Annotated in this window: 22 protein-coding genes; 11 read left to right on the top strand and 11 right to left on the bottom strand. The window is 59.9% G+C overall.

Annotated elements, in window-relative coordinates; translation table 11 throughout:
- Positions 1 to 59: 59 nt before the first annotated feature.
- Together EOK75_RS20030 and EOK75_RS20025 are read left to right on the top strand one after the other, a co-directional pair.
- Positions 60 to 1,094 carry an AbrB family transcriptional regulator gene (locus tag EOK75_RS20030; RefSeq protein ID WP_137195885.1) on the top strand — a complete coding sequence of 345 codons (1,035 nt, stop codon included), beginning with the start codon at positions 60 to 62 and terminating at the stop codon, positions 1,092 to 1,094.
- Positions 1,095 to 1,112: 18 nt separating this feature from the next.
- Positions 1,113 to 2,084 carry a D-2-hydroxyacid dehydrogenase family protein gene (locus tag EOK75_RS20025; RefSeq protein WP_137195750.1) on the top strand — a complete coding sequence of 324 codons (972 nt, stop codon included), beginning with the start codon at positions 1,113 to 1,115 and terminating at the stop codon, positions 2,082 to 2,084.
- Here EOK75_RS20025 and EOK75_RS20020 read toward each other — a convergent pair.
- Positions 2,081 to 3,754: an ABC transporter permease gene (locus tag EOK75_RS20020; protein ID WP_137195749.1), complete on the bottom strand. Its 1,674-nt coding sequence runs from the start codon at positions 3,752 to 3,754 to the stop codon at positions 2,081 to 2,083. The two genes, EOK75_RS20025 and EOK75_RS20020, sit on opposite strands and share 4 nt — an antisense overlap.
- A 110-nt stretch (positions 3,755 to 3,864) precedes the next feature.
- Between EOK75_RS20020 and EOK75_RS20015 the strand changes: the two genes are divergently transcribed.
- Positions 3,865 to 4,737, top strand: coding sequence for a hypothetical protein (locus EOK75_RS20015; RefSeq protein WP_137195748.1), 873 nt, complete (start codon positions 3,865 to 3,867; stop codon positions 4,735 to 4,737).
- A gap of 249 nt (positions 4,738 to 4,986) precedes the next feature.
- The gene (locus EOK75_RS20010; RefSeq protein WP_137195747.1) at positions 4,987 to 6,327 is read left to right on the top strand and encodes a DEAD/DEAH box helicase; all 1,341 of its coding nucleotides are present in this window, start codon (positions 4,987 to 4,989) and stop codon (positions 6,325 to 6,327) included.
- Positions 6,328 to 6,475: 148 nt separating this feature from the next.
- Here the strand turns inward: EOK75_RS20010 and lepA are convergent, their stop codons facing one another.
- Complete coding sequence (gene lepA / locus EOK75_RS20005; protein WP_137195746.1) at positions 6,476 to 8,275, bottom strand: translation elongation factor 4; 1,800 nt, start codon at positions 8,273 to 8,275, stop codon at positions 6,476 to 6,478.
- 39 nt (positions 8,276 to 8,314) lie between these two features.
- On the opposite strand from lepA, the gene EOK75_RS20985 reads away from it, so the two are divergent.
- Positions 8,315 to 8,764 carry a hypothetical protein gene (locus EOK75_RS20985; RefSeq protein ID WP_168199241.1) on the top strand — a complete coding sequence of 150 codons (450 nt, stop codon included), beginning with the start codon at positions 8,315 to 8,317 and terminating at the stop codon, positions 8,762 to 8,764.
- Here EOK75_RS20985 and EOK75_RS20000 read toward each other — a convergent pair.
- From EOK75_RS20000 to EOK75_RS19975, 6 genes are all read right to left on the bottom strand, one after another.
- Positions 8,754 to 9,713, bottom strand: a complete 960-nt coding sequence (locus tag EOK75_RS20000; RefSeq protein ID WP_137195745.1) for an SPOR domain-containing protein — start codon at positions 9,711 to 9,713, stop codon at positions 8,754 to 8,756. The two genes, EOK75_RS20985 and EOK75_RS20000, sit on opposite strands and share 11 nt — an antisense overlap.
- A 65-nt stretch (positions 9,714 to 9,778) precedes the next feature.
- Entirely contained in the window at positions 9,779 to 10,411 is a 633-nt protein-coding gene (upp, locus tag EOK75_RS19995; RefSeq protein ID WP_137195744.1) for a uracil phosphoribosyltransferase, read from the bottom strand.
- Positions 10,404 to 11,390, bottom strand: coding sequence for an adenosine deaminase (locus EOK75_RS19990; RefSeq protein WP_137195743.1), 987 nt, complete (start codon positions 11,388 to 11,390; stop codon positions 10,404 to 10,406). Before EOK75_RS19990 ends, upp begins: the two co-directional genes overlap by 8 nt.
- Positions 11,387 to 12,589, bottom strand: coding sequence for a phosphopentomutase (locus tag EOK75_RS19985; protein WP_137195742.1), 1,203 nt, complete (start codon positions 12,587 to 12,589; stop codon positions 11,387 to 11,389). The genes EOK75_RS19990 and EOK75_RS19985 overlap by 4 nt, the downstream gene beginning before the upstream one ends.
- Positions 12,586 to 13,905, bottom strand: coding sequence for a thymidine phosphorylase (locus EOK75_RS19980; RefSeq protein WP_137195741.1), 1,320 nt, complete (start codon positions 13,903 to 13,905; stop codon positions 12,586 to 12,588). The genes EOK75_RS19985 and EOK75_RS19980 overlap by 4 nt, the downstream gene beginning before the upstream one ends.
- Positions 13,895 to 14,296, bottom strand: a complete 402-nt coding sequence (locus EOK75_RS19975) for a cytidine deaminase (protein ID WP_168199316.1) — start codon at positions 14,294 to 14,296, stop codon at positions 13,895 to 13,897. Before EOK75_RS19975 ends, EOK75_RS19980 begins: the two co-directional genes overlap by 11 nt.
- 189 nt (positions 14,297 to 14,485) lie before the next feature.
- Between EOK75_RS19975 and EOK75_RS19970 the strand changes: the two genes are divergently transcribed.
- The 4 genes from EOK75_RS19970 to EOK75_RS19955 all read left to right on the top strand — a co-directional run bounded on the left by EOK75_RS19970 (position 14,486) and on the right by EOK75_RS19955 (position 21,903).
- Positions 14,486 to 16,765 carry an NADP-dependent malic enzyme gene (locus tag EOK75_RS19970; protein WP_137195739.1) on the top strand — a complete coding sequence of 760 codons (2,280 nt, stop codon included), beginning with the start codon at positions 14,486 to 14,488 and terminating at the stop codon, positions 16,763 to 16,765.
- 182 nt (positions 16,766 to 16,947) lie between these two features.
- The gene (locus EOK75_RS19965) at positions 16,948 to 18,840 is read left to right on the top strand and encodes a propionyl-CoA synthetase (protein WP_137195738.1); all 1,893 of its coding nucleotides are present in this window, start codon (positions 16,948 to 16,950) and stop codon (positions 18,838 to 18,840) included.
- Positions 18,841 to 19,012: 172 nt separating this feature from the next.
- Positions 19,013 to 20,467: a hybrid sensor histidine kinase/response regulator gene (locus EOK75_RS19960; protein WP_137195737.1), complete on the top strand. Its 1,455-nt coding sequence runs from the start codon at positions 19,013 to 19,015 to the stop codon at positions 20,465 to 20,467.
- The gene (locus tag EOK75_RS19955) at positions 20,464 to 21,903 is read left to right on the top strand and encodes a sigma-54-dependent transcriptional regulator (protein ID WP_137195736.1); all 1,440 of its coding nucleotides are present in this window, start codon (positions 20,464 to 20,466) and stop codon (positions 21,901 to 21,903) included. Before EOK75_RS19960 ends, EOK75_RS19955 begins: the two co-directional genes overlap by 4 nt.
- Here the strand turns inward: EOK75_RS19955 and EOK75_RS19950 are convergent.
- A complete protein-coding gene (locus tag EOK75_RS19950; RefSeq protein WP_137195735.1) occupies positions 21,900 to 22,670 on the bottom strand; it encodes an alpha/beta fold hydrolase in 771 nt (256 codons plus the stop codon). The genes EOK75_RS19955 and EOK75_RS19950 overlap by 4 nt on opposite strands.
- A 96-nt stretch (positions 22,671 to 22,766) precedes the next feature.
- Between EOK75_RS19950 and EOK75_RS19945 the strand changes: the two genes are divergently transcribed.
- Complete coding sequence (locus tag EOK75_RS19945; protein WP_137195734.1) at positions 22,767 to 23,138, top strand: hypothetical protein; 372 nt, start codon at positions 22,767 to 22,769, stop codon at positions 23,136 to 23,138.
- Positions 23,139 to 23,178: 40 nt separating this feature from the next.
- Here EOK75_RS19945 and glyA read toward each other — a convergent pair whose 3' ends face one another.
- Entirely contained in the window at positions 23,179 to 24,486 is a 1,308-nt protein-coding gene (glyA, locus tag EOK75_RS19940; protein WP_137195733.1) for a serine hydroxymethyltransferase, read from the bottom strand.
- A gap of 228 nt (positions 24,487 to 24,714) precedes the next feature.
- Here glyA and EOK75_RS19935 point away from each other — a divergent pair, with 228 nt between their 5' ends.
- The gene (locus EOK75_RS19935) at positions 24,715 to 25,476 is read left to right on the top strand and encodes an NAD kinase (protein WP_137195732.1); all 762 of its coding nucleotides are present in this window, start codon (positions 24,715 to 24,717) and stop codon (positions 25,474 to 25,476) included.
- A 7-nt stretch (positions 25,477 to 25,483) separates the two neighbouring features.
- Here EOK75_RS19935 and EOK75_RS19930 read toward each other — a convergent pair whose 3' ends face one another.
- Positions 25,484 to 25,663, bottom strand: coding sequence for a CTP synthetase (locus EOK75_RS19930; protein WP_137195731.1), 180 nt, complete (start codon positions 25,661 to 25,663; stop codon positions 25,484 to 25,486).
- Between the last annotated feature and the right edge of the window lie 31 nt (positions 25,664 to 25,694).

Genomic DNA, 25,694 nt, shown 5'->3' with positions numbered 1-25,694 from the left:
GCTTTTTGTATACACTTGGATACAGTCGGATTCATAACTTGTCAACGAGAGCAGAAACCATGGTCACCCTTCCGCCCCTCGCCCGCACGGCAGGCACCTTGATACTGGCGGCCCTCGGCACCGCGATTTTCAGCATTCTTGGCTTGCCGTTGCCGTTTTTGTTCGGGCCGATGCTTGCCTGCCTGATCGCGGCGCTTTTGGGGGTGCCCTTGCGCGGTACCGGGCAGGTTGCGGTCGGGGCGCGCACCATTCTGGGGGTGGCGGTCGGGGCCTCTATCACACCCGATCTGATCACCCTGCTGCCGCAGATGGCGCTATCAGTAGCCCTGATCCCGCTTTATGTGCTGTGCATCGGGCTGGTGGGGGTCCCGTTCTTTCGCCGCATCTGCGGGTTTGATCCGGTAACAGCCTATTACGCGGCGATGCCCGGCGGGCTGCAAGATATGGTGATCTTTGGCACAGAGGCGGGGGGCGATGGCCGTGCGCTGTCATTGATCCATGCCACGCGGGTTCTGATTATCGTCAGCGTCGCGCCGATCCTGCTGACACAAGCCTTTGATACCCCCCTCACCCAACCCATCGGGGCGCCGATCATCGGTATGGACCTGAGCCAGATCGGGTTGATGATCATCGCCGCCCTTGTCGGCTGGAAGGGTGGAGAGCGGCTTGGCCTCTTCGGGGCCTCTATCCTTGGGCCGATGATCGTGACCGCCGCCCTGTCGCTTGCGGGATTGATCACGGTGCGCCCCCCTGCCGAGGCGATCCTTGCCGCGCAATATTTCATCGGCATCGGCATCGGGGTCGGCTATGTTGGTGTGACCCTGACCGAGTTGCGCAAGGTTGTGCTGGCGGGCATCGCCTATGTCATTCTGCTGGCCTTGCTGGCGGTTGCCTTTACCGAATTTGTCGTGCTGAGCGGACTTGCGGGGCCGGTAGAGGGCTTCCTTGCCTTTGCGCCGGGCGGGCAGGCCGAAATGACGGTTCTGGCGATTGTTGCGGGGGCGGATCTGGGCTTTGTGATCGTCCACCACCTGACGCGCATCGTCTTGGTTATCACCGCAGCCCCCATCGTGGCGCGCTATATGAAGTTCTGATGAACCCAAAGAGGCCCTATGAAAGTCCATATTCTCGACGATTGGTTTGATACCCTACGCGGCTTGCCCTGCTTTGCCAAGCTAAAGGGCCATGACGTCACGGTCTGGAACGCCCATTTCCGATCCACGGATTTGCTGGCCGAAAAACTGGGACAGGCCGAGACCTTGGTGCTGTTTCGTGAACGCACCCCGATCACTGCCGATCTGTTGCACCGCCTGCCTAACCTCAAGCTTATCAGCCAGCGCAGCGTTTACCCGCATGTTGATGTGCCCGCCTGCACGGCACAGGGCGTGTTGCTGTGTTCCAACATGAAGGCCGACGGTCATTCGGTCGCCGCGGCAGAGCTGACCTGGGCGCTGATGCTGGCCTGCGCGCGGCAACTGACCGCGCAGAATGCCTCGATCAAGGCGGGCCAATGGCAAATGGGCGTTGGCCAATCGCTGGCCGGGCGTCGCTTGGGGCTTTACGGTTACGGGCGCATCGCGCGGGCCGTGGCTGGCTATGCCCGCGCCTTCGGGATGGAGGTGGTCTGGTGGGCCTCCGAACAGGGGCGCGCACGGGCCTTGGCCGATGGTGAGACCGTGGCCGAAAGCCGCGCGGCCTTTTTCGCTGAAAGCGATTTCATAAGCCTCCACGTCCGCATGAAGCCCGAAACCAAAGGCATTATCACCGCAGCCGATCTGACCCTGATGAAGCCGAGCGCCAGCTTTATCAACACCTCACGCGCAGGATTGGTGGAGCGGGGCGCCCTGCTGACCGCGATGCACGCCGGACGGCCGGGACGTGCAGGTATCGATGTGTTTGAGACTGAACCCCTGACCGATGCAAACGACCCGCTCGTCCACCACCCGAATGTCATCGCCACCCCTCATATCGGCTTTGTCACCGAGGATGAGCTGGACAGCCAGTTTGCGGATATCTTTGACCAGATCAACGCCTATACCAGCGGCGCGCCGATCCATATGATCAACCCCGAGGTCTGGCGTTAAGCGCGGTTGGTATGGGCCATCACCCATACCGCCGCGAGGCCCACCAGCATCACCAACAAGGCCGCCGGTGCAGCATCGCCCAAACGTTCCAAACTCGCTTGTTCGTAAACGCGGGTGGCAAGGGTGTTGTAATTGAAGGGGCGCAGAAGCAAAGTCGCGGGCAGCTCTTTGACGCAATCAACGAAAACCACCAAAAGCGCCGTCGCCACAGAACCGCGCATCAAGGGGATATAGACCGACACCAAAGTCCCCGATGGCCCACGCCCCAAAGAGCGCGCTGCCAAGGGAAGCGAAGGCGACACACGGCCAAAGGCCGAATCCACGGCCCCCTGCGCGATCCCGAAAAACCGCACCATATAGGCGATGACCAAAGCCGCCGCAGTTCCCGTCAGCAACAACCCCGGATCGGTGCCCGTCACCGCCAAAATCGCATCGGCCACACGGTGATCCAAGGCCGCAAGCGGGATCAGCAGCCCCACCGCAAGCACCGTCCCCGGTGCGGCGTAACCCACCGACGTCAGCGGCAATACCATGCGTGGCAAGCCTCGCCCCGCCAAGCGCACGCCGTAAACCAAAAAGATCGCCGCCCCGACCGTCAGGGCCGCCGCAGCACCGCCGACGAAAATCGTATTGGCCAAGGCCTGCACCAACCCTTTGGAAACCCATGCCTCGGGGTGTTTGACGGCATGGCCAAGCATCACCGCCACCGGCAGCACAAAACCCACGCCGAACGGCACAAGGCAGGCCGCCGTCGCGGTCCAAGCGCGTGCCCCCTTTAAGTGCTGCGGCGCAAGCGGGCGCGTGGCGCGTGACATCCGGTGAAAACGCGCATTGCGGCGGCTCACCCGCTCTACCATCAAAAGCCCTACGACCAGCGCCAGAATAACCAAAGAGATTTGCGCAGCACCGCCCGCATTACCGCCATTCAACCAGACCGAGAAAATCCCCGTGGTCAGGGTTTGCACGCCGAAATGCTCCACCGTACCGAAATCTGCCACAGTCTCCATCAGGGCCAGCGCCACACCCATGGCAATTGCGGGCCGTGCCAAAGGCAGGCCCACCCGCCAAAACACAGCCAAGGGGCCAGCGCCAAGCGCGCGGGCAACCTCATAGGTGCAATTTGACTGCTCGCGAAAGGCGGCGCGCGCCAGCAGATAGACATAAGGATAAAGCGCTGCCGACAGCACAACCACCGCCATTTGCCGCGTGCGGATCGCCGGAAACCAGTAATCGCGCGCGTTTTCCCAGCCAAAGCTGGCCCGCATCGCGGTTTGCACCACACCGGAGTAATCAAAGAAATCCACCAATGCATAGGCCCCGACATAGCCCGGAATCGCCAGCGGAAACAGCAGCGCATAATCCAGCCAGCGGCTGCCCGGAAAGCGGTACATCGCCACCAGCCAGGCCGCCCCCGTGCCGACAATCGCCGTCAGCACGCCAACGCCCCCCATCATGAAAAAGGTATTGCCCAAATAGCGCGGCAGCACCGTAGACATCAAATGCGGCCAGATATTTTCTGCCGGATGAAAGGCCAGCCAGATCACCGAGACCACCGGCACCAGCACCAAAACCGCAATCAATCCCGCCCCCACGGACCAAAAATCCGGCAGACGAAACCGCGGCAATCCACGCCACAGTGAGTCGGGTTGTTGAGCGTTTTGCTTGGTCATAAACGCAGCGATATAGGAAAGCGGTTTAACTGTCCAGAAAAGCACGTATAATCCACAAGAATTGGCGTGGGCCCAACCCGCGCCCTGTTTCGAGTAACCGAAAGGTCCTCATGCGCATCGTTTACCATCTCGGCGCCCATTGTACCGATGAAGAGCGGCTTTTACGCTGCCTTTTGAAAAACCGTGATGTGCTGGCGGCTGAGGGCATCATTGTACCCGGCCCAGCCAAATACCGCACCCTTTTGCGCGATACCGCCATGACCCTCAAGGGACAAGCCGCCCCGGCAGAGATGCAGGCAAGCGTTCTGGGGCAGATCACCTCGGACGCGCAGGCCGACCGAATGATCCTGTCATGGGCAAATTTTCTGGGCTATGCGCAGGGTGCGCTGCGGCGTGGGATCTATAGTTCTGGCGGGGAACGTATGCGTGCCTTTTGCCAGATCTTCCCCGAGGCGGAGGCCGAGTTTCATATCGCCATCCGCAATCCGGCCACCTTCGTGCCTGCCGTGTTTCAAAAACAGAATGGCCGGTCCTATGACGAATTCATGAATGGGGTAAATGTGGAAACCCTGCGCTGGTCGACCCTGATCGAAAACCTGCGCGACACTAACCCGAATGTGCCGATCACCGTCTGGTGTGATGAGGATACGCCCCTGCTTTGGCCTGAGGTGCTGCAAGCCGTGTCCGGGCACAGTGCTGCGGCCAAACTTACCGATACCGATGATCTTTTGGCGAGTATCATGTCTGCGGACGGGATGAAGCGGATGAACGCCTATATGGAAATGCACCCGCCGCCAAACCCCGAACAGCGCCGCCGCGTGGTTTCGGCCTTTCTCGCGAAATTTGCCCTGCCCGAAGAGATCAGCGTCGAGATCGAGATGGAAGGCTGGTCAGAGGATCTGGTTGCGCGGATGACCGTCGCCTATGATCTGGATGTATCGCGAATCATTGCCATGGACGGGGTTACCTTCCTCGCCCCCTAAAGATTGCCGAGAGCGGCCCCGGATCATCTGACCCTTGACAAATGGCGCAAGGTAGATCATCTGGGCTTTATTCGAGTGCCCGTGCCGCGTGAGCATGTGAACGGCCCGAATAGAGGTTCCCACCGTCACGCAGGGGTTCCGCGGTGCCGACGGGGTATTTGCAAGTGCAGATAGTCGAGGCGCGCGCCGCTCCCTTTTGCCGCTGGTGCGGCGCAAGGTGCGTGGAATCACGCGCCGGAAAGATTTTATATGACGACGTTTTCTGACTTGGGGCTTTCCCCTAAGCTTATGGCTGGCTTGGACAATGCCGGCTACACCACCCCCACACCGATTCAGGTGCAAGCCATTCCCTATATCATGCAGGGCCGCGACATCATGGGGCTGGCGCAAACCGGCACCGGCAAAACAGCGGCCTTCGGCCTGCCTTTACTGCACCGTTTGCTCGACATCGGCCACCCGCCCGCGCCGCGCACCGTGCGCAGCCTGATCTTGGCCCCGACACGCGAGCTGGTTTCCCAAATCTCGGACAACCTGACGAATTACACCAAAGGCACCCCGGTCAAGGTCGTGATGATCACCGGTGGCGCGTCCATCTTCCGCCAGTCGGAAAAGCTGGCACGCGGGGCCGATGTTGTGGTTGCAACCCCCGGCCGCCTTATCGACCTGCTTGATCGCAAGGCCCTCACGCTTGAGGCTTGCGGCTATCTGGTGCTGGATGAGGCCGACCAGATGCTTGACATGGGGTTCATCCATGCGCTGCGCAAAATCGCGCAATATATTCCGCTCAAGCGCCAAACCATGCTGTTTTCCGCGACCATGCCAAAACTGATCGAGGATCTGGCAGGCACCTATCTGCGCGATCCGGTCAAGGTACAGGTTGCACCACCCGGCAAACCCGTTGAACGGATTGAACAATCCGTCCATTACACTCCGCAGGGCGATAAGGCCAAACTGCTGGAAAGCTATCTGACGGAACATAAGGGCGAGCAGGCGCTGGTCTTTGGCCGCACCAAGCACGGCTCTGAAAAGCTGATGAAACTGCTGGTGAGCTGGGGTTTCAAGGCTGGTTCCATCCACGGCAACAAATCGCAAAACCAACGTGACCGCACACTGACAGAATTCCGCAATGGTGAGCTGGACGTGCTGGTCGCCACAGATGTTGCTGCGCGCGGGATCGATATTCCCGGTGTGCGCCATGTCTATAACTACGACCTGCCGAATGTGCCGGAAAACTATGTTCACCGTATTGGCCGGACTGCGCGGGCGGGTGCCGAAGGCCGCGCCATTGCGTTCTGCGCCCCCGCTGAAATGGGTGAATTGAAAGACATCGAAAAGATGCTGAAAAAGCCGATTGCAATCATCGGTGGCGCCCCTTGGGGGCTTGCGGACATCAAAGCCGCGCCCAAACCACCACAGCGCGGCGCACGTCCACCACGCGGCGGTGGCGGGCAGGGCAAACCACGTTCCGGGCAAGGTAAACCCGGTGCGAAACCCGCGGGAAAACCAATGCGCAGCGTTGAAGGCGGTCACGGCACACCCAAGAAAGCAAAGCGCGTGGGCAAGCCGCAGGGCCGCACAACCGCAGCCTAAAGCACCGCATCGGGTAGCAAGCCAGCCTTGCTGCCCGACACGCACAAGAAAATAGCGCATTGGCTGATTGCCGATGCGCTATTTTTTTGTCAAAATCTTGAAGGCGCCACTAACGCGGGGCTGTTTGGTTTGTGCGTCCTGAAAGCCCTTAGCTATCCATCTTCAAAGCCGAGATAAACGCCTCTTGCGGGATCTCTACTTTGCCGAACTGGCGCATCCGCTTCTTACCGGCTTTCTGCTTTTCCAACAGCTTCTTCTTCCGGCTGGCATCACCGCCATAGCATTTCGCGGTCACGTCCTTGCGCATCGCCGAAAGCGTTTCACGCGCGATAACACGACCACCAATCGCCGCTTGGATCGGGATTTTGAACATATGCCGCGGGATCAGGTCTTTGAGCTTTTCAACCATCGCGCGGCCCCGCATTTCGGCGCGGTCACGGTGGACCATCATAGACAAGGCGTCCACAGGTTCGTCATTCACAAGGATCGACATTTTGACCAAGTAATCCTCACGATACTCCGAGATCACATAGTCAAAAGAGGCATAGCCCTTGGTCACTGATTTCAACCGGTCATAAAAGTCGAAAACCACCTCGGCCAGCGGCAGATCATAGACCACCATCGCGCGGCTACCGGCATAGGACAGATCCATCTGGATGCCCCGACGATCTTGGCACAGCTTCAATACATCGCCCAGATACTCATCCGGAACCAGAATTGTCGCCTTGATTCGCGGCTCATCAATGTGATCCACCAACGTCAGATCCGGCATATCTGCGGGGTTGTGCAGGTCCAGAACCTCACCGTCGCGCATATGAAGGTGGAAAACCACCGAAGGCGCTGTGGTAATCAGATCAAGGTCATATTCGCGTTCCAGCCGGTCGCGGATCACCTCAAGGTGCAGCAAGCCAAGGAAGCCACAGCGGAACCCGAAACCAAGCGCCGCCGAGGTTTCCATTTCCGAAGAGAAGCTCGAATCGTTCAGCTGCAGCTTTTCGATCGCATCGCGCAGCGTGTCAAAATCATTCGCATCCACCGGGAACAAGCCACAGAACACCACCGGTTGCGCAGGCTTGAAGCCAGGCAAGGGCGTCTCGCAACCCTTCTTTTCCGAGGTGATCGTATCACCCACACGCGTATCACGCACCTGCTTGATAGAGCCGGTCCAGATGCCAATCTCTCCCGGCCCCAGTTCGGCAATATCAACCATCTGCGGCTTGAGCACGGCAAGCTTGTCGACCCCGTAAACAGCGCCGGTTTGCATCATTTTGATGCGATCACCCTTGCGGACGACCCCATCAATCACGCGGATCATAACGACAACGCCAAGATAGCTGTCATACCACGAATCAACCAGCATCGCCTTCAGCGGCGCATCGCGGTCGCCTTTGGGCGCGGGAAGGCGTGTAACAATCGCCTCCAGCACATCGGGAATCCCAAGACCGGATTTCGCCGAAATCTCTATCGCATCCGATGCATCAAGCCCGATCACATCTTCGATCTGGGTTTTCACGCGGCCAACATCGGCGGCCGGAAGGTCAACCTTGTTCAGAACAGGCACAATCTCATGCCCCGCGTCCAATGCGTGATAGACGTTGGCCAAGGTTTGCGCCTCGACGCCCTGACTGGCATCTACCACCAGCAACGATCCTTCGACCGCACGCATGGAGCGGCTGACCTCATAGGCGAAATCGACGTGGCCGGGGGTGTCGATCAGGTTCAGGATGTAGCGTTTGCCATCCTTTGCCGGATATTCAATCCGCACAGAGTTCGCCTTGATCGTGATCCCGCGCTCCCGCTCGATATCCATGCTATCAAGCATTTGCGCTTTCATATCACGCTGCGCCACCGTCCCGGTCAGCTGGATCAGCCGGTCGGCAAGCGTGGATTTACCGTGGTCGATATGCGCCACGATGGAGAAATTGCGGATGAGATCAAGGTCTGTCATGTCGTCGCATATAGCCTGTCTGAATGGAGGCGGGAAGAGGTGTTTTTGCTTTCCGGCACCTATCTTGCAACCTGTGCCAAGAACATTATCAGCGGCACACCAATCAAACCCCTAGGGCCGACGTGCGCCGTCGACCCCTTTTACCAAGGTGACATGCCTCAGCTGGCTTTTTTCAAAGCCTTCTTTGCCTTCTCCAGCTTCGTTTCCTGTTTGGAAACCTTTGCCTTGCGGGCTTTGACTTCCTTTTTCAGGGCTTTGATATCTGTCTTTTTGGTCATGAGGCTTTCCTTTTCGTTAATCGCCCGCCTGTTTCAAACGTGGGCAAGCCAATTCCATCACGAGGGCGAAGCCCGCGCCATGCGCCAGATCAATGACGGAACAAAAAACACCCCCCGGCACAATACCGAGGGGTGTAAGCTTTATCTGCTCGACTTCTTGCCAAACTCCCCGTGGCAGGGGCGTCAGGATACCCGTTTCATTAGCGGATGAACGCATCCCCAAAACCGGAACGCCGCGCCTTACCCAAAGCATTGCGGGCCGCGCTCTGGCTGCCGAATGGTCCGGCAAGCACAGCCTGCAAATTCCCTGCGGCCCGCGATTTGGCAACCGGCAGGCCCAGATTGTGCAAATGCGTCGCTGTGCGTTTTGCGTTTGCTGCATCGCCAAAGGTGCCAACCTGCACGAAAATCCGCGCTTTTTCGGCGCCATGCGGCGCGTTGCTGCCCGAGACGGAATGGGATTTTCCCTTAGGCTCTTGTTTCACGATCAGAGTAGCGGGAACGTCTCTTGTCCAGATCCGGTCCTGCTGGGCTTGCCCGAATGCGGTCCCTTTGGCACGGTTGGGGTTCAGGCGATCATCTTTCCACGCTTTGCGGTACCCTTTTGGCACCTTAATCTCTGCCGGTGCAGAAGGACCCGAAATGCGGCGAACGGCAGCCGGAACATCAAACTCTGCATCCGGCGAACAAATCAGCGAGCGGCGGCCATCAGTCAGATCCACACGCACCCCATAGGGGGCCGAGGCGGGGCAACCGTTTTGCAGGCGAGCCATCGGCGCTGTTTTGCGAAACGTAACTGCGCGTTGCGGCGCAGGGCGCTTGGGCAGGCTTGCGACTGTTTCCATCGGCTTGCTGCGCGCAGGGGCCACCTTGGCCGACGCAGGCTTTGTCGGTGCTACTTTCGCAGTTGCCAGCTCACGCGCCGCAGAGGCAGGTGTCGGGCCGCATAATGCTTTGCGATCACGGGTAATTCTTGGAACCCAAGTTACGCGACCACCGATGCCCGCACGCAAAAACACGCAGCCCCGGCTGTCGACATATTGCGAGCCTTTGAAGCTGGCAGATGGCATTTCTGCGGGCCCTGCCAAAGATTGTGCCGTCACGGCAGATATACCAACCATGGTCGCCCAACCGGCAACTACAAGTGCTTTAAAGATCATAACTACCCCCTGTAGTGTGGCACGATAATCCGTCAGGAACGGATCAGAGTAAAGGAAAAAATCCCTTATTTAGTGCCAAACATGCGATCACCCGCATCCCCTAGCCCCGGAATGATATAGCCGTGCTCATCAAGGCGGCTGTCCAAAGAGGCCGTAATAATCGGCACATCCGGATGCGCCTCTTTCATACGGGCGACCCCTTCGGGCGTGGCCAACAGGCACAAAAACCGGATATTCGTGGCCCCTTGCGCCTTCAGCAGGTCGATCGCCGCGACCGAGGAATTGCCGGTGGCCAGCATCGGATCAACCGCAATCGTCATACGGCTGTCCAGCGCATCCGGCACCTTGCAATAATATTGCACCGGCTTGAGGGTTTCGGGATCACGGTAGAGCCCGACAAAGCCCACACGCGCCGCTGGGATCAGCTCAAGAATACCGTCCATCAAGCCGTTGCCCGCACGCAGAATGGAAATCAGCGCCAGCTTCTTGCCCTCCAGCACGGGGGCTTCCATCGGCTCCATCGGGGTCTCGATCTGCATCGTTGTCATCGGCAGGTTGCGCGTCACCTCATAGGCCAACAGCAGGCTGATCTCTCGCAACAGCCGGCGGAAGCTGGAGGTAGAGGTTTCCTTTTTACGCATCAGCGACAATTTATGCTGCACCAACGGGTGGGTAACGACGGTCAGATGGTCAAGCATGGGATGTCTCCAGTTTCTTGCGCAATTCGGCCTTGGTATCGACGTCACAAAAGGCGGCGTCAAGCGCGGTTTGGGCAAAGCCGTCAAAAACCCCCTCGTCCCAATCAAAAGCCTCGTGCAGGTTTTCGTATTCCCGGGTCATCGTGGTGTGGAAAAATGGCGGGTCATCGGTTGACACCGTCAGCTTTACACCGCGGGCATAAAGCTGTGCGATGGGATGGGCGCGCAGGTTTGGATAAAGGCCAAGTGCGATATTGGAGCCGGGGCATACCTCCAGCACGGTGCCGCTTTCGGCCAACTCGTCGACCAGCGCCAGATCCTCAATCGCGCGCACGCCGTGGCCGATGCGTTCCACCCGCAGATCACGTAAAACGGCGCGCACACTTTCCGGCCCGCCCCATTCGCCGGCATGGGCCGTCAGGTGCAGCCCCGCCTCATGCGCGCAATCAAAGCCCCAGGCGAAATCGGCAGGTTGGCCTGCACGTTCATCCCCCGCCAAGCCGAAGCCTACGATAAAATCCCCCGCCGTTTCCGCAGCACAAATCGCTGTTTGCCGCGCCTTATCCGGCCCGAAGTGGCGAATGGCCGTGACGATCCCGCGCAGGGTGATGCCCATTTGCGCCTCGGCCATTTGCGCCGCGTCACGGATTGCGGCCACATAGTCCTGCCAAGCGCCGACGTCCCGCCCGCCGCAAAAATCGGGCGACAGGAATGTCTCGCAATAGATCACACCGGATTTGGCGCTTTCTTCCAGCACGGCAAGGGTCAGGCGATGATAATCCTCGGGGGTTTTCAGGGTTTGGGTCGCCGCCTCATAGACACGCAGGAAATCGGCAAAATCCTTGTACTGATAATTCCCCGCCGCATCGAAAATGCCGCTGATATCAAGGTGCTTTTCCTTGGCCAATCCGCGGATAAAGGCGGGAGGCGCGGCCCCTTCCAGATGGTGATGCAGTTCCAGCTTTGGCTGACGGGTCATAAAAACGCCCTCCCCGGCCCTTGGTTTTCCACGCCCAGATGCGTCGCAACCGATGCCGCCACATCCACAAAACTCACCAGCCCGAGGCTGCCCGTCCCTACGCCCGCACAAAGAACCGGCACGCGCTCGCGGGTGTGTTCGGTGCCGCGCCACGTCGGATCATTGCCATGATCGGCCGTGAAGATCGCCAGATCTCCGGGGCGCATCGCCGCCAGAAACGCCCCCACCTGTACGTCAAACCATTCCAGCGCACGGGCATAGCCCGCCACATCGCGCGGATGGCCATAAAGGCTGTCAAATTCCACAAAGTTCGCAAAGGTCAAGGAACCGGGCTCTGCACTGCCCTGCAAGGCCAGAAGATGTTCGAAAAGGTCAGAATCCGATTTGCCTTTATGCAGCGTTCCAACCCCGCGCTGTGAGAAGATATCACCGATCTTGCCAACCGCATGGGTGGCACGCCCCGCATCTTGCACCCAATCAAGCAAGGTCGGACTTGGCGGGTCAATCGCATAATCGCGCCGGTTGGCGGTGCGCTTGAAATCGCCACATGTGCCGATAAAGGGCCGCGCAATCACCCGCCCGACTTTGCGCGCGTGCAGATAGGGCGCAAGATCGGCGCAGAGCTTCAGCAAACGGTCCAGCCCGAAAGCCTCCTCATGTGCTGCGATCTGGAAGACGCTATCGGCCGAGGTATAGCAGATCGGCCAGCCGCTGCGCAGATGCTCTTCGCAATGGGCGGTGATGATCGGAACACCCGAGGCATGGCAATTGCCCAAAATCCCCTCGGTGCCCGCAAGGCGGCACACCTCGGCCACCACATCATCGGGAAAGGCAGGCACGGTTTCTGGGAAGTAATGCCAATCCCATGGCACCGGAACGCCGGCCAATTCCCAATGTCCCGATGGCGTATCCTTGCCGCGCGACACCTCTGTCGCCGCCCCCCAACGCCCCGAGACAGCGCCCCCTTCGGGCAAATTCGTATCCGGCACCGACAGCGCCATCGCCCGCCCCAGCCCAAGCCGCATCAGGTTCGGCACATGCAGCGGGCCCTTGCGGCCAATATCGGCGCGACCCGCCGCACATACGGCGGTGATATGGCCCAAGGTATTGGCACCTTCGTCGCCAAAATCGGCGGCATCGGGGGCACCGCCGCAGCCAACCGAATCCATCACGATCAAAAAGGCGCGTCTATCCGTCATGTAATCTTTCCCAAAACAAGCGCAGGCACAGGCTCTGCACTTTCGCGAACTGTATAGGCCCGCGACAGCCGTGCAATGGCCGCATCCGCATCAGTCACCGTTGCTGCATGGATCATGGCCAGCGGCTGGCCTGCCTCTACCGCCTCGCCCAGACCTGCGATATGTGACAACCCGACAGAGGGATTGATCTTATCCCCGTCGCGCAGCCGCCCGCCGCCAAGCTGCACGACCGTCCGGCCCACGGCCTCGGTCGAGATTTCGGTGACAAAACCACTGGCGGGGCTTGCAAATTCTACCAACACCGGGGCTGCGGGCAAGCGGTCCGGCCAACGGTCGATAAAATCGGCGGGGCCACCTTGGGCGACGATCATCCGGCCAAAATATTCGGCGGCGGTGCCACGTTGCAAGGCGCCCTCGATACGCGCAGCACCGTCTTGGGCGTCGGCCGCAAGCCCGCCCAGTGCCAGCGCCTCTCCTCCCAAGGCCGTGACCAAATCCCATAGGGCGGCATTGACGGAATTGCCCGTCAGGGTTTCCATCACCTCGATCACCTCCAACGCATTGCCCGCCGCAGCGGCGAGGGGTTGGGACATATCGGTAATCAGTGCTGTGGTCATCAACCCCGCACCCTGCGCCGTGGACACCAGCGCCCGCGCAAGGGCCTGCGCCTCCTCTTGCGTTTTCATGAACGCGCCAGAGCCGCATTTGACATCCAGCACCAATCCCTCCAACCCCGCTGCCAGCTTTTTGGACAGGATCGAGGCGGTGATAAGGTCAATGCTGTCCACCGTCGCCGTCACATCGCGAATGGCATAAAGTCGGCGGTCGGCGGGGGCGATTTCCGGCGAGGCCGCGACGATTGCGCAGCGCACCTGATCCAGCTGCGCCCGCAGGGCACCCGCCCCCAAATCACAGCGCAAACCGGGGATGGATTCAAGCTTGTCCAGCGTTCCGCCCGTATGCCCCAACCCACGCCCCGAAATCATCGGCACATAGGCCCCGCAGGCCGCCAGCGCAGGCGCAAGCAGCAGCGAGACGCAATCGCCCACCCCGCCGGTAGAATGCTTGTCCAGCACCGGACCGGGCAAATCCCATTGCAACTGCATGCCGCTTTGCTGCATCGCGCGGGTCAGGGCAACGCGGGCGCCCTCGCCCAGCCCCTTGATGCAAACAGCCATCGCAAAAGCACCCGCCTGCGCATCCGACACCGCCCCCGAGGCAAGCCCCTTGGCAAACCACGCCAGCGCTCCCGGGGCAGGCGGCAGGCCCGCGCGCACATCTGCTATGATCTGGCGGACCTCAAATTCAGCCGTCATTGGTCCGCGCCATATGGCCTGCGGAAAAACTGCCGGGCAACAGATCGGCCACGGTTACGGCGTTGGATTTTCCATCGGTGGTGCACAGCGTCACAGTCACATCACCGTCTGCAAACTCCGCGATCTTTTGGCGGCACCCTCCGCAAGGCGGGACAGGGCTTGGGCTATCGGCGATCACAAGCACCTCTGTGATGCGGGTATCGCCTGCCGCGATCATGGCGGCGATGGCCCCCGCCTCGGCGCAGGTGCCTTCGGGGTAGGCGACGTTTTCAACGTTACAGCCGGTATAAACCGCCCCCGAAGCGCTGCGCAGCGCCGCCCCCACCTTGAAACGGGAATATGGCGCATAGGCGTTTTCACGCACCTCGGTCGCCGCAATGAGCAAAGACATCGGACCTCCCACCTGATAATCATACCCACTGTGGAACCGGCACGCATGAAATTCAAGCAGTGACGTTACAGCGGGCGGGTCTTTGCGCGGGCCATTATCAATTTTATCCTGAATATGCCTTTTATCTCCACGGCCTTGCAGCATGCGCAAAATAGTTTAACACTAAACAACCTATCTGGAGGGATATTCATGGAAGAGACACGGCACGACAACACACGGCAGGCGGCGCTGAATTATCACGAATTTCCGAAGCCGGGAAAACTTGAAATCCGCGCGACCAAGCCTTTGGCCAATGGCCGCGACCTTTCCTTGGCCTATTCCCCCGGTGTTGCCGAGGCGTGTCTGGAAATTGAGAAAGACCCCTCTACGGCGACGCGCTATACCTCCAAGGGCAATCTGGTTGGCGTTGTGACCAATGGCACCGCTGTGTTGGGGCTGGGCAATATCGGTGCGCTGGCCTCCAAACCGGTGATGGAAGGCAAGGCGGTTCTGTTCAAGAAATTCGCCAATATCGATTGCTTTGATATCGAGGTGAACGAATCCGACCCCTATAAGCTGGCCGAGATCGTCTGCGCGCTGGAACCGACCTTCGGCGCGATCAACCTCGAAGACATCAAAGCCCCCGAATGCTTTATCGTCGAACAGATTTGCCGCGAGCGGATGAATATCCCCGTGTTCCACGACGACCAGCACGGCACCGCGATTGTGGTCGGAGCCGCGGCCACCAATGCGCTGCATGTTGCGGGCAAGAAATTCGAGGATATCAAGGTCGTCTCCACCGGTGGCGGGGCGGCGGGGATTGCCTGCCTCAACATGCTGTTGAAGCTGGGCGTGAAGCGGGAAAACGTCTGGCTCTGTGATATCAAGGGTCTGGTTTACGCGGGCCGGACCGAGGACATGACCCCGCAAAAGGCCGAATATGCCCAAGCATCCGACCTGCGCAACCTGGACGAGGTGATCGAGGGCGCGGATTTGTTCCTCGGGCTTTCCGGCCCGGGCGTGCTGAAACCTGCGATGGTGGCGCGTATGGCAAAGCGTCCGATCATTTTCGCGCTCGCCAACCCGACGCCCGAAATCACCCCCGATGAGGCCCGTGCCGTGGCACCGGATGTGATCATGGCAACAGGGCGGTCTGATTTTCCCAATCAGGTCAATAACGTGCTGTGTTTCCCTTTCATCTTTCGGGGTGCGCTGGATGCCGGGGCGACCACGATCAACGACGCCATGGAAATCGCCTGTATCGAGGGCATCGCAGCCCTTGCCCGCGCCACCACCAGCGCCGAGGCTGCCGCCGCCTATAAGGGTGAACAGCTGACGTTCGGGCAGGATTACCTGATCCCCAAACCCTTCGATCCGCGCTTGATGGGGGTTGTCGCCTCTGCCGTGGCCAAGGCGGCTGCCGAAACCGGAGTGGCCACCAAGGATATTGGCGATATCGAGGTTTATAAGGCCAAGCTTGACGGTTCCGTCTTCCGCTCGGCGCTGATCATGCGGCCGGTGTTTCAGGCGGCGGCGACCGTCACCCGCCGCATCGTCTTTGCCGAGGGCGAGGATGAGCGCGTGCTGCGTGCCGCCAATGCGATGATCGAAGAGACCACCGACAAGCCAATCCTGATTGGCCGCCCCGAGGTCGTCGAAAGCCGTTGCGAGCGTGCGGGCCTTGCCATTCGCCCCGGTCGCGACTTCGATCTGGTGAACCCCGAAAATGATCCGCGTTACCGCGATTATTGGGAAACCTATCATACGATTATGGCCCGCAAAGGTGTGTCCCCGGATATCGCCCGCGCCGTCATGCGCACCAATACCACCGCCATCGCGGCGATCATGGTTCAGCGGGATGAGGCCGACAGCATGATCTGCGGCACCTTCGGCCAGTACCTGTGGCACCTGAACTATGTCACGCAAATTCTGGCAACCGAGGGGCGTCACGCCGTTGGCGCGCTGTCGCTGATGATCTTGGAGGATGGCCCGCTGTTCATCGCAGACACCCATGTGCACAGTGAGCCGACGCCGGAACAAATCGCGGAATCGGTGATAGGGGCTGCCCGCCACGTCAAACGGTTTGGCATGGCGCCCAAGATTGCGCTGTGTTCTGGTTCCCAGTTCGGCAACCTTGATAGCGATACGGGCCGCCGGATGCGTGAGGCTTTGGCAATCCTTGATTCGGCCCCGCGCGATTTCCTTTATGAAGGAGAGATGCACACCGATGCGGCTCTGGATGAAACGCTGCGCGAACGGCTGTTCCCCGGTGGGCGCTATGAAGGGGCGGCCAATGTGCTGGTCTATGCCAATACCGATGCCGCAGGCGGGGTGCGCAACATCCTGAAAATGCGCGGCGGCGGGCTAGAGGTCGGGCCGATTCTGATGGGCATGGGCAACAAGGTTCAGATTGTGACGCCTTCGATCACCGCACGCGGGTTGTTGAATATGTCGGCCATTGCGGGCACGCCGGTCGCGACCTACAGCTAGCACACCGTTTTCAACATGTATTGCAGGGGCTTGACCCCAGTGACGGCATCGCTTGCGCGGTGCCGTTTTTGTCATGCCATCATGCGACCAATCATCACGGCCAACACCTCGAAACATTGACGCAACATTCTTGCAATAAAGGTGCGCGCGGCGTAATAAGATGAAAACTGAAAGGGTATACAATGGCATACGACAAGGTATATGCAGACTGGAAAGCCGATCCCGAGGCCTTCTGGATGAACGCCGCGCAACAGATCGACTGGACAGTGCCGCCAACGCGTGCCCTCGATGCCACCAATGCGCCGTTGTACGAATGGTTTTCCGATGGCATGACGAACACCTGCTGGAACGCCGTTGATCGCCATGTCGAGGCAGGGCGCGGCGCGCAGCTTGCCATTATCCATGACAGCCCCGTCACCCGCACCAAACATGCCATCACCTATGCCGAATTGCGCAACCGTGTCGCCAGCCTTGCCGGCGCGCTGCGGGCCAAGGGCGTGGAAAAGGGCGACCGCGTTTTGATCTATATGCCAATGGTGCCAGAGGCGCTGGAGGCGATGCTTGCCTGCTCCCGTCTTGGTGCGGTGCATAGCGTGGTCTTCGGTGGCTTTGCCGCGAACGAGCTGGCCGTTCGGATTGACGATTGTAAACCCAAGGCCATTATCGCCGCCTCTTGCGGGGTGGAACCGTCGCGCGTCATCCATTACAAACCGCTGTTGGACGGGGCCATCGAAATGGCCAACCACAAACCCGATTTCTGCGTGATTTTCCAGCGCGAGCAAGAGGTTGCCAAGCTGATCGAAGGCCGCGACGTCAACTGGCACGGCTTTCAGTACGGTGTAGAGCCTGCGGAATGTGTGCCTGTGCCGGGCAATCACCCTGCCTATATCCTCTATACCTCTGGCACCACGGGGGCGCCCAAAGGCGTTGTGCGTCACACCGGCGGGCAGCTCGTCGCGCTCAACTGGACCATGAAGAACATTTATGACGTCGAGGCGGGGGACGTGTTCTGGGCGGCCTCGGATGTGGGTTGGGTCGTTGGGCACAGCTATATCTGCTACGGCCCCCTGATCGCCGGCTGCACGACCGTAGTGTTTGAGGGCAAGCCCGTCGGCACCCCGGACGCTGGCACCTTCTGGCGGGTGATCCAAGAACATAAGGTCAAAAGCTTCTTCACCGCCCCCACAGCCCTGCGCGCCATCAAGCGCGATGACCCGCAAGGCAAACTGGTCGCGGATTACAACCTCTCCAGCCTCAAGGCCCTGTTCCTTGCTGGTGAGCGTGCGGACCCCGACACAATCAAATGGGCACAGGCCGCGCTGAACATCCCTGTAATCGACCATTGGTGGCAGACGGAAACCGGCTGGGCCATCGCCGCCAACCCGCTGGGAATTGAGGCGCTGCCGGTCAAGATCGGCTCCCCTTCGGTGCCGATGCCGGGCTATGACGTGCAGGTGCTGGACGAAGGCGGCCACCCTGCCCCCGCAGGCACGCTTGGCGCAATCACCGTCAAGCTGCCCCTGCCCCCCGGCACCCTGCCCACCCTGTGGAACGCCGAGGACCGTTTCCGCAAAGCCTATCTCACCACCTATCCCGGATATTACGAGACCGGCGATGCGGGCTATATCGATGAGGACGGCTATCTTTATATTATGGCGCGCACGGATGACGTGATCAACGTGGCAGGACACCGCCTGTCCACGGGCGCGATGGAGGAAGTGCTTGCAGGGCACCCCGATGTCGCCGAATGTGCCGTTGTCGGTATCGCCGACGCTTTGAAAGGGCAATCGCCTCTGGGGCTCCTCTGCCTCAACTCCGGCTCCAACCGCAATGAGGCCGAAGTCATCGCCGAATGTATCAAGCTGATGCGCAACAGCATCGGTCCTGTTGCGGATTTCAAACGTGCAGTGGTGGTAAACCGCCTACCGAAGACGCGTTCCGGCAAGATTTTGCGCGCCACGATCGTCAAGATTGCGGACAACGAACCCTTCAAAATACCCGCCACGATTGAAGACCCCCAAGTGCTGGAGGAGATTCGAAAAATCTTGACCGAATCGGGAGTTTCCCCTAGGTAAAAAAGACCCTAGCGCGTAATCATATATATAAATACACGTCAAGAGATAATATTAACTACGAATAGCATCTAGACATTAATCCCGCGCTGCGTAACCCTTGGTCGAAGTAGTGACCAAGGGTTTTAGCCCCGAATTCAACCGTAGATTGGGGCGCGTAAGGGTTTGCAAAACAATGATTAACCGACCAGGCCCCGACGGCGATCCGATGACAGAAGAGATGGCCCTTCTGGGACATGATATTCAATCTGCAATCGCCGACATCCTCGCCGGGCTGTCCCTGATTGATGACCAAGGGCTTACGCTAAAAGATCGCCAGCAACTCTATCGCACGCGTGCCGCCAGCAAGGGGCTGGCGCGCCTGTTCGAGGACGGGATGACCACGTTGCTGACCCAGGCCCCGGCCCAGCCGCGGCCCAAGCCTGTGGTGCTCGCCAAGCTGATCGAAAGCGTTGCACGCCGTTGGACCTATGACGACGATTCGCGGGTCGCGGTTGTGATCAACATCCAGCCGGATCTGCCCGGAACCGTGATCTGTGACCGCGCCGCGGTGGAACGGATTCTGTCCAACCTGATCAGCAATGCCGTAACACATTCGGGTGGGCAGCCGGTTACCGTAGAAATCAGCCATCCCAGCCCGACCCAATTGCTTTTCACCGTCAGGGACCACGGCCCCGGCTTCCCCGAAACGCTGACACAATCGCGCCCGACCAATAGCGAAAGCGCCCTTCCTCTCTGGCAAAGCGCTGCGGGGCACGGCCTTGGCCTGCGGATCGTCCAAAGCCTCGCACAGCGTATCCGCGCGCGCATCGCCCTTCGCAATCCCGCTTGCGGAGGGGGGCTGGCAGAGTTCCATCTGCCGGTGACCGTCTTGGCCGACCAGCCAATAGGTACCGCCGCACGGCCAACCCCGCTCGAAGGCGAGCGCGTGTTGATTGCGGAAGATAGCACCTCTCAGGCCATGTTTCTGGAACAGATATTGGCGCAATGCGGGGCGCTTGTCACCGTTGCCCAAGACGGGCAGGCCGCTATGGCGATGCTGAATACAGACACCTTCGACCTTGTGCTGCTGGATCAGGAGCTGCCGGGAAAGTCCGGGCTCCAGATTTGTGCCGAGCTGGTCAAGCGGCCCCATCGCCCCCGCATTGCGATCCTGACGGCCCACCGCTCTGATGCATTCAGCACAAGGGCCAAAACGGCCGGTGCCGATCTGGTTCTGGCCAAGCCGATCACCTCGGCTGACGATCTGATTGCGGCGATGCGCATGGGGGCAATGGCCCCTGTCCAATCAGGCGCATTCCTGCATTTGCTTGATATCGCAGGCCCCGTGGCCGCGGCAGAGCTGGTCGCACAGTTCCACGCCGACCTCGCCGATGTACAAGACAAACTGGCCAAGGCCTTGCCAGCCTTTGACTGGAAAGCCCTGCGCGCGGCATCCCATACCTTGATCGCCCTCGCCGGAACGGCAGGCGCATCGGATCTGGAGGCCAAAGCCCGTGACTTCAACCATGCGGCAAATGCCTCTGACCGAGCCCAAATAGAAATCCAGAAAACAGATATAATACAGGGCGTTACCGACTTGCTCAGCTTTATCGACTTCATCCAACAGCAACATCGGGCCTCTTCATGACCTCGCGCCCCAAAGCGCCCTCCGCCCGCGGCAAAGCAAGCGCCGGTGGTAGCGCCCCAATTCTGCTGATCGAGGATACGATCTCGTTGCAAATGGTGTATCGCACCATATTGATCAATGCTGGCCACCGCGTGGTTTGCGCCGCCACCGCCGCCGAAGGTCTGGCCCTTTTTAACAGTGAAAAGCCCAGCATCGTGCTTTTGGACCTGACCTTGCCGGATCGTGATGGGCTGGACTTGATGCAGGATATGCTGGCACGGCAAGCCAATGTCATTGTCATCGTCATCACCGCGAACGGAACCATAAACAAGGCCGTAGAGGCGATGCGCGCCGGCGCCCATGAGTTTTTGGTCAAACCCATCGAAGAGGGGCGCTTCCTGTCCAGTGTCGACAATGCCTTGCGCGATACAACAACTGCACCGATCCAGCCACGCACCATTATGCGCCAACCTAACGATTTGCCCGAAGGTGCCTTTATCGGCTCCTCGACCGTGATGGCGCAGGTTCACGACAAGATCGAATCGGTGGCCCAAAGCATGGCGACGGTCTTTATCACCGGCGAAAGCGGCACCGGCAAAGAGCTTTGCGCCCTTGCCGTTCATCAGAACTCTCCGCGCAAACAAGGCCCCTTCATCGCGTTGAACTGCGGCGCTATACCGGCGGATCTTTTGGAATCCGAAGTCTTCGGCCATCTTAAAGGCTCATTCACCGGGGCAGTTTCGGACAAGCTGGGGGCGGCGGCGGCGGCCGATGGCGGCACATTGTTTCTGGACGAGGTCTGCGAAATGCTGCCCGCCCTGCAAACCAAGCTGCTGCGGTTCTTGCAAACATCCACTGTGCAGCCAGTGGGCGCGACACGGCCGCGCAAGGTCAACGTGCGGATCGTCTGCGCCACCAACCGCGACCCCGCCGAGGCCGTGCGCCGGGGCGAGTTCCGCGAAGATCTTTACTACCGGCTTTATGTGATCCCGATCCATATGCCCCCGCTGCGCGATCGCGGCGAGGACGTCATCGAGGTTGCGGAAACCGCCCTCCAACGCTTTGCCGCCGAGGAAGGCCGCGCCTTTACCAGCCTTTCGCCCCAGGTGCGCAGCATGTTTCGCGAAATGACCTGGCCCGGAAACGTGCGGCAAGTGCTGAACGTCATGCGCAATGTGGCCGTGCTTTATGATGGGACCGAGGTGCAGCCCTATATGCTGCCCGATGATATCGCCGCCAGAACCCATGTGCCGCCCCCCCAAGCCGCCCCCGAACCTGGGGTAGGTTTGACAGAGTTGATGGGCCTTCCGCTGGCCGAAGTTGAACGCCGCATCATCGAGGCAACGCTCGAGCTTCACGCGGGATCAGTGCCACGGGCCGCGCGGGTGCTGGATGTGTCCCCCTCCACGCTTTACCGCAAGCTGGAACAATGGGCCAAGGCCGATCAGCCCAATTAACGGGCCAGAAAGATCCGCATCGTTTCCTCGAACTCTCGCGGCTTTTCGGCGTGGAGCCAATGGCCGACATTGGGGATCTTTGCAAAACGGGCCGCAGGAAAGAGGTCGCGGATGGCTGGGCGATGCTCAGGCAGGATATAGGTGCTGTCTCCGCCCGCCAGAAACAGGGCCGCGCCATCAAACCGGCCCGTGGTGCCCGGCCAACCGGTAATCTTGGCCATCTCTGCCTCCAGCACATCCAGATTAAGCCGCCAGCGCACAGGGTCCGCCTTGAGGTCCAGCGATTGCAGGAAAAATGCGCGCAAGGACGGATCATCCATATGGGCCGCCAGTCGCCGATCCGCCTCTGACCGGGCGGTAAGGCCGGTCAGGTCCAGCGCGCGCATGGCCCGGATATGCAGGCTCTGATCATGGGAATAGGCGACCGGCGCGATATCGGCCACAATCAACCGATCCACCATATCGCCATGCGTCAGGGCAAGCTGCATCGCGGCCTTGCCCCCCATCGAATGCCCCATTACATCCATCCGCCCGCCATGCGCAGCGATCACCTCGGCCAGATCAGCGGCCATATCGGCATAGCTATGGCTGGGCATCCAAGGGCTTTCGCCGTGGTTGCGCATATCCACGGCCAGCACCTCACGATCGGCCGCCATTCGCCGTGCGATCACACCCCAATTGCGCGCAGATCCGAACAGCCCGTGCACAATCAGCAAAGGCGGCAGCTTAGAGGGCGATTGGGCGGGGTGTAAGATTATGTTCAGCATAGGCTTGTATATAGACCAGCACCCAAGGCTGTGCCAGTGCAGTTGAACAGCACAGCGCGCGCGCATAAGCTTTGACGAAACCAAAAGGTGCATAACATGAGTGCGGTCACAACGCGGCAATTGGCAGAACGGATTTCGGTGTTGATGACCGAACGCATGCACGTCAAAGGTCAGGATCTGGAAGAAAAACTGGCCCGCGCAGGCCGCCGCCTGCCACGTCGGGAACACAAAGCCGCCCTCGCCCTTGCCGAGGCCGCACATCAGGCCCAAAACCCAAAACTTCTTTTGCAGATAGATGAGGAAAGCGTTGCCGCGAATTACGATATTTGTGTGAAATATCTAAGCGCGCTGAACCGCGGGCATCGGTTGCGCGGGATGCTGTTGGGCATATCCACGTCAATCTTGTTCAGCCTGCTTGCGGTGGTGGCTGTGCTGATTGCAGTGCTGATGTGGCGGGGGTTCTTGTAGCAAGAATAAGGGCGCGACATTGCTGCCGCGCCCCAAATCATCACAGATCAGGATAGATCGGGAAACGGGCACAAAGCGCCTCTACCTTGGCTTTGACGGCAGCCTCGATCGCGGCGTTGCCCTCTTCGCCATTGGCGGCCAGACCGTCGACCACTTCTACGATCCAGTCACCGATCTGGCGGAACTCTGCCTCGCCAAAGCCACGGGTCGTGCCTGCGGGCGATCCAAGCCGGATGCCCGAGGTGATGGTCGGCTTTTCAGTATCAAACGGGATACCGTTCTTGTTGCAAGTGATATGCGCACGGCCCAAAGCCTTTTCGGTGGCATTGCCCTTCACGCCTTTGGGGCGCAAATCGACCAGCATCAAATGCGTATCGGTGCCGCCGGTCACGGTGCCAAGCCCGCCTTTCATCAGCTGATCTGCCAGCGCCTGCGCGTTTTTGATCACCTGTGCCTGATACTCTTTGAAGTCCGGGCGCAGTGCCTCGCCAAAGGCAACGGCCTTGGCCGCGATCACATGCATCAGAGGACCACCCTGAATGCCGGGGAAAATCGCAGAGTTGACCTTTTTCGCAATCGTCGCGTCATTGGTCACGATCATCCCGCCGCGCGGACCGCGCAGAGTTTTATGCGTGGTCGTCGTGGCCACATGCGCATGTGGGAACGGGCTTGGGTAATGGCCCGAGGCCACCATCCCCGCGAAATGCGCCATGTCCACCATGAAATAGGCCCCGACCTTATCGGCAATCGCACGGAAACGGGCAAAGTCCAGAATACGCGGAATGGCCGAGCCGCCCGCGATGATCAGCGCGGGCTTATGCTCCAGCGCCAAGGCCTCAATCTGGTCGTAATCGGGCAGCAGGCTGTCTTGCAGCACGCCGTATTGCACCGCGTTAAACCACTTGCCCGACTGGTTCGGCGCCGCACCATGGGTCAAATGCCCGCCCGCATCCAGCGACATGCCCAAAATGGTATCACCGGGCTTGATCAGCGCGGTAAACACGCCTTGGTTGGCCTGTGAGCCGGAATTGGGCTGCACATTGGCAAAATCGCAACCAAAGAGTTCCTTGGCGCGGTCAATCGCCAAATTTTCAGCCACGTCGACAAATTGGCACCCGCCGTAATAGCGACGGCCCGGATAGCCCTCGGCGTATTTGTTGGTCATCACCGAGCCTTGCGCCTCCATCACAGCGCGCGAGACGATGTTCTCCGAGGCGATCAGCTCAATCTCGTTGCGCTGGCGGCCCAGCTCATCCGTGATGGAACCGAAAAGCGCCGGATCACGGCTGGCAAGGCTTTCGGTAAAGAAGCCTTTGCTTGTAGTCGCGGAGGTAACGGGGGCATTCATATGCGTCTCCTGTTCAGGGCGGTGATATTGATTGCCTATTGTTTAGTGCAGCTTGCCTGCCGGAGAAAGCCAAGAATCCGCCCCAATACCCGCTTTGAGCGACTTAACGACCCGAGTGCATTAAGTTTTGCCCCCATAGCATCCGGCCGGGGGTTGAAACTGCCCCCCCCGATGGCCCAAGCTACGCCAAAAGGTCGGCATCTGTGCTGACCCGTGGAAAGGGAACAAGTGCCGCTACGTATCGCATTTCTGGCCAGCGAGGCTGACGCCGCGCAAACAGCCCTTCACACCCTCACCGCCCGCTATGGCAACCACACGCCCGAGGAGGCCAGCCATATCGTCGCCCTCGGGGGGGATGGTTTCATGCTGCAAACCCTGCATCAAACGCAAAAGCTGGATATTCCGGTGTACGGAATGAATTGCGGCACCATCGGCTTTTTGATGAACACCTATGCCGAAGATGACCTGCCCGACCGGCTGGCCGAGGCGGGTGAGGAGGTGTTGAACCCGTTGGCCATGCGCGCCGAAACCATCAGCGGCGGTGTGGCACATGGCTTGGCGATCAATGAGGTCAGCATGCTGCGCACAGGCCCGCAAGCGGCCAAGCTGCGCATCTCTGTCGATGGGCGTGTGCGGATGGAGGAACTGGTTTGCGACGGCGCGCTAGTCTCCACGCCGGCAGGGTCCACGGCCTATAACCTTTCAGCGCACGGCCCTATCGTGCCCATCGGTGCCGAGGTTCTGGCCCTAACCGCGATCGCCGCCTTTCGCCCCCGCCGCTGGCGCGGCGCGCTACTGCCCAAGGCCGCCGTCGTGCGCTTTGATGTGTTGGAGCCCGAAAAGCGCCCAGTACGCGCCGATGCCGACAGCATGTCAGTCCCCGGTGTGCTTGCCGTAGAGATCCGCAGCCAACCCGCCATCCGCCACCGCATCTTGTTTGATGAGGGCCACGGGCTGGAAGAACGGCTTTTGCGCGAACAATTCGCCTGACCGCGCCCTAGCCGGTGATTTGTTTCGCAACCAACCAGCTTGCCGGAAAGGCCGCCACAAAGCCGATTGCAATCGCCACCAAAAGCGGATTCAGCGTGTCATAGCCCGTGACCAAGGCCACGATCATGCCAACCCCCATAAGCGTGGTCGAGATTATCGAAAAGAGAATCATCATAAGACGGGTCATTTTGGCCTCCGGCATAAAATACATGTATAGA

Source organism: Pseudorhodobacter turbinis, assembly GCF_005234135.1.
Lineage (GTDB): Bacteria > Pseudomonadota > Alphaproteobacteria > Rhodobacterales > Rhodobacteraceae > Pseudorhodobacter > Pseudorhodobacter turbinis.
Note: the sequence above shows the minus strand (reverse complement) of the source record. Positions and strands in the feature narration are given on the sequence as shown.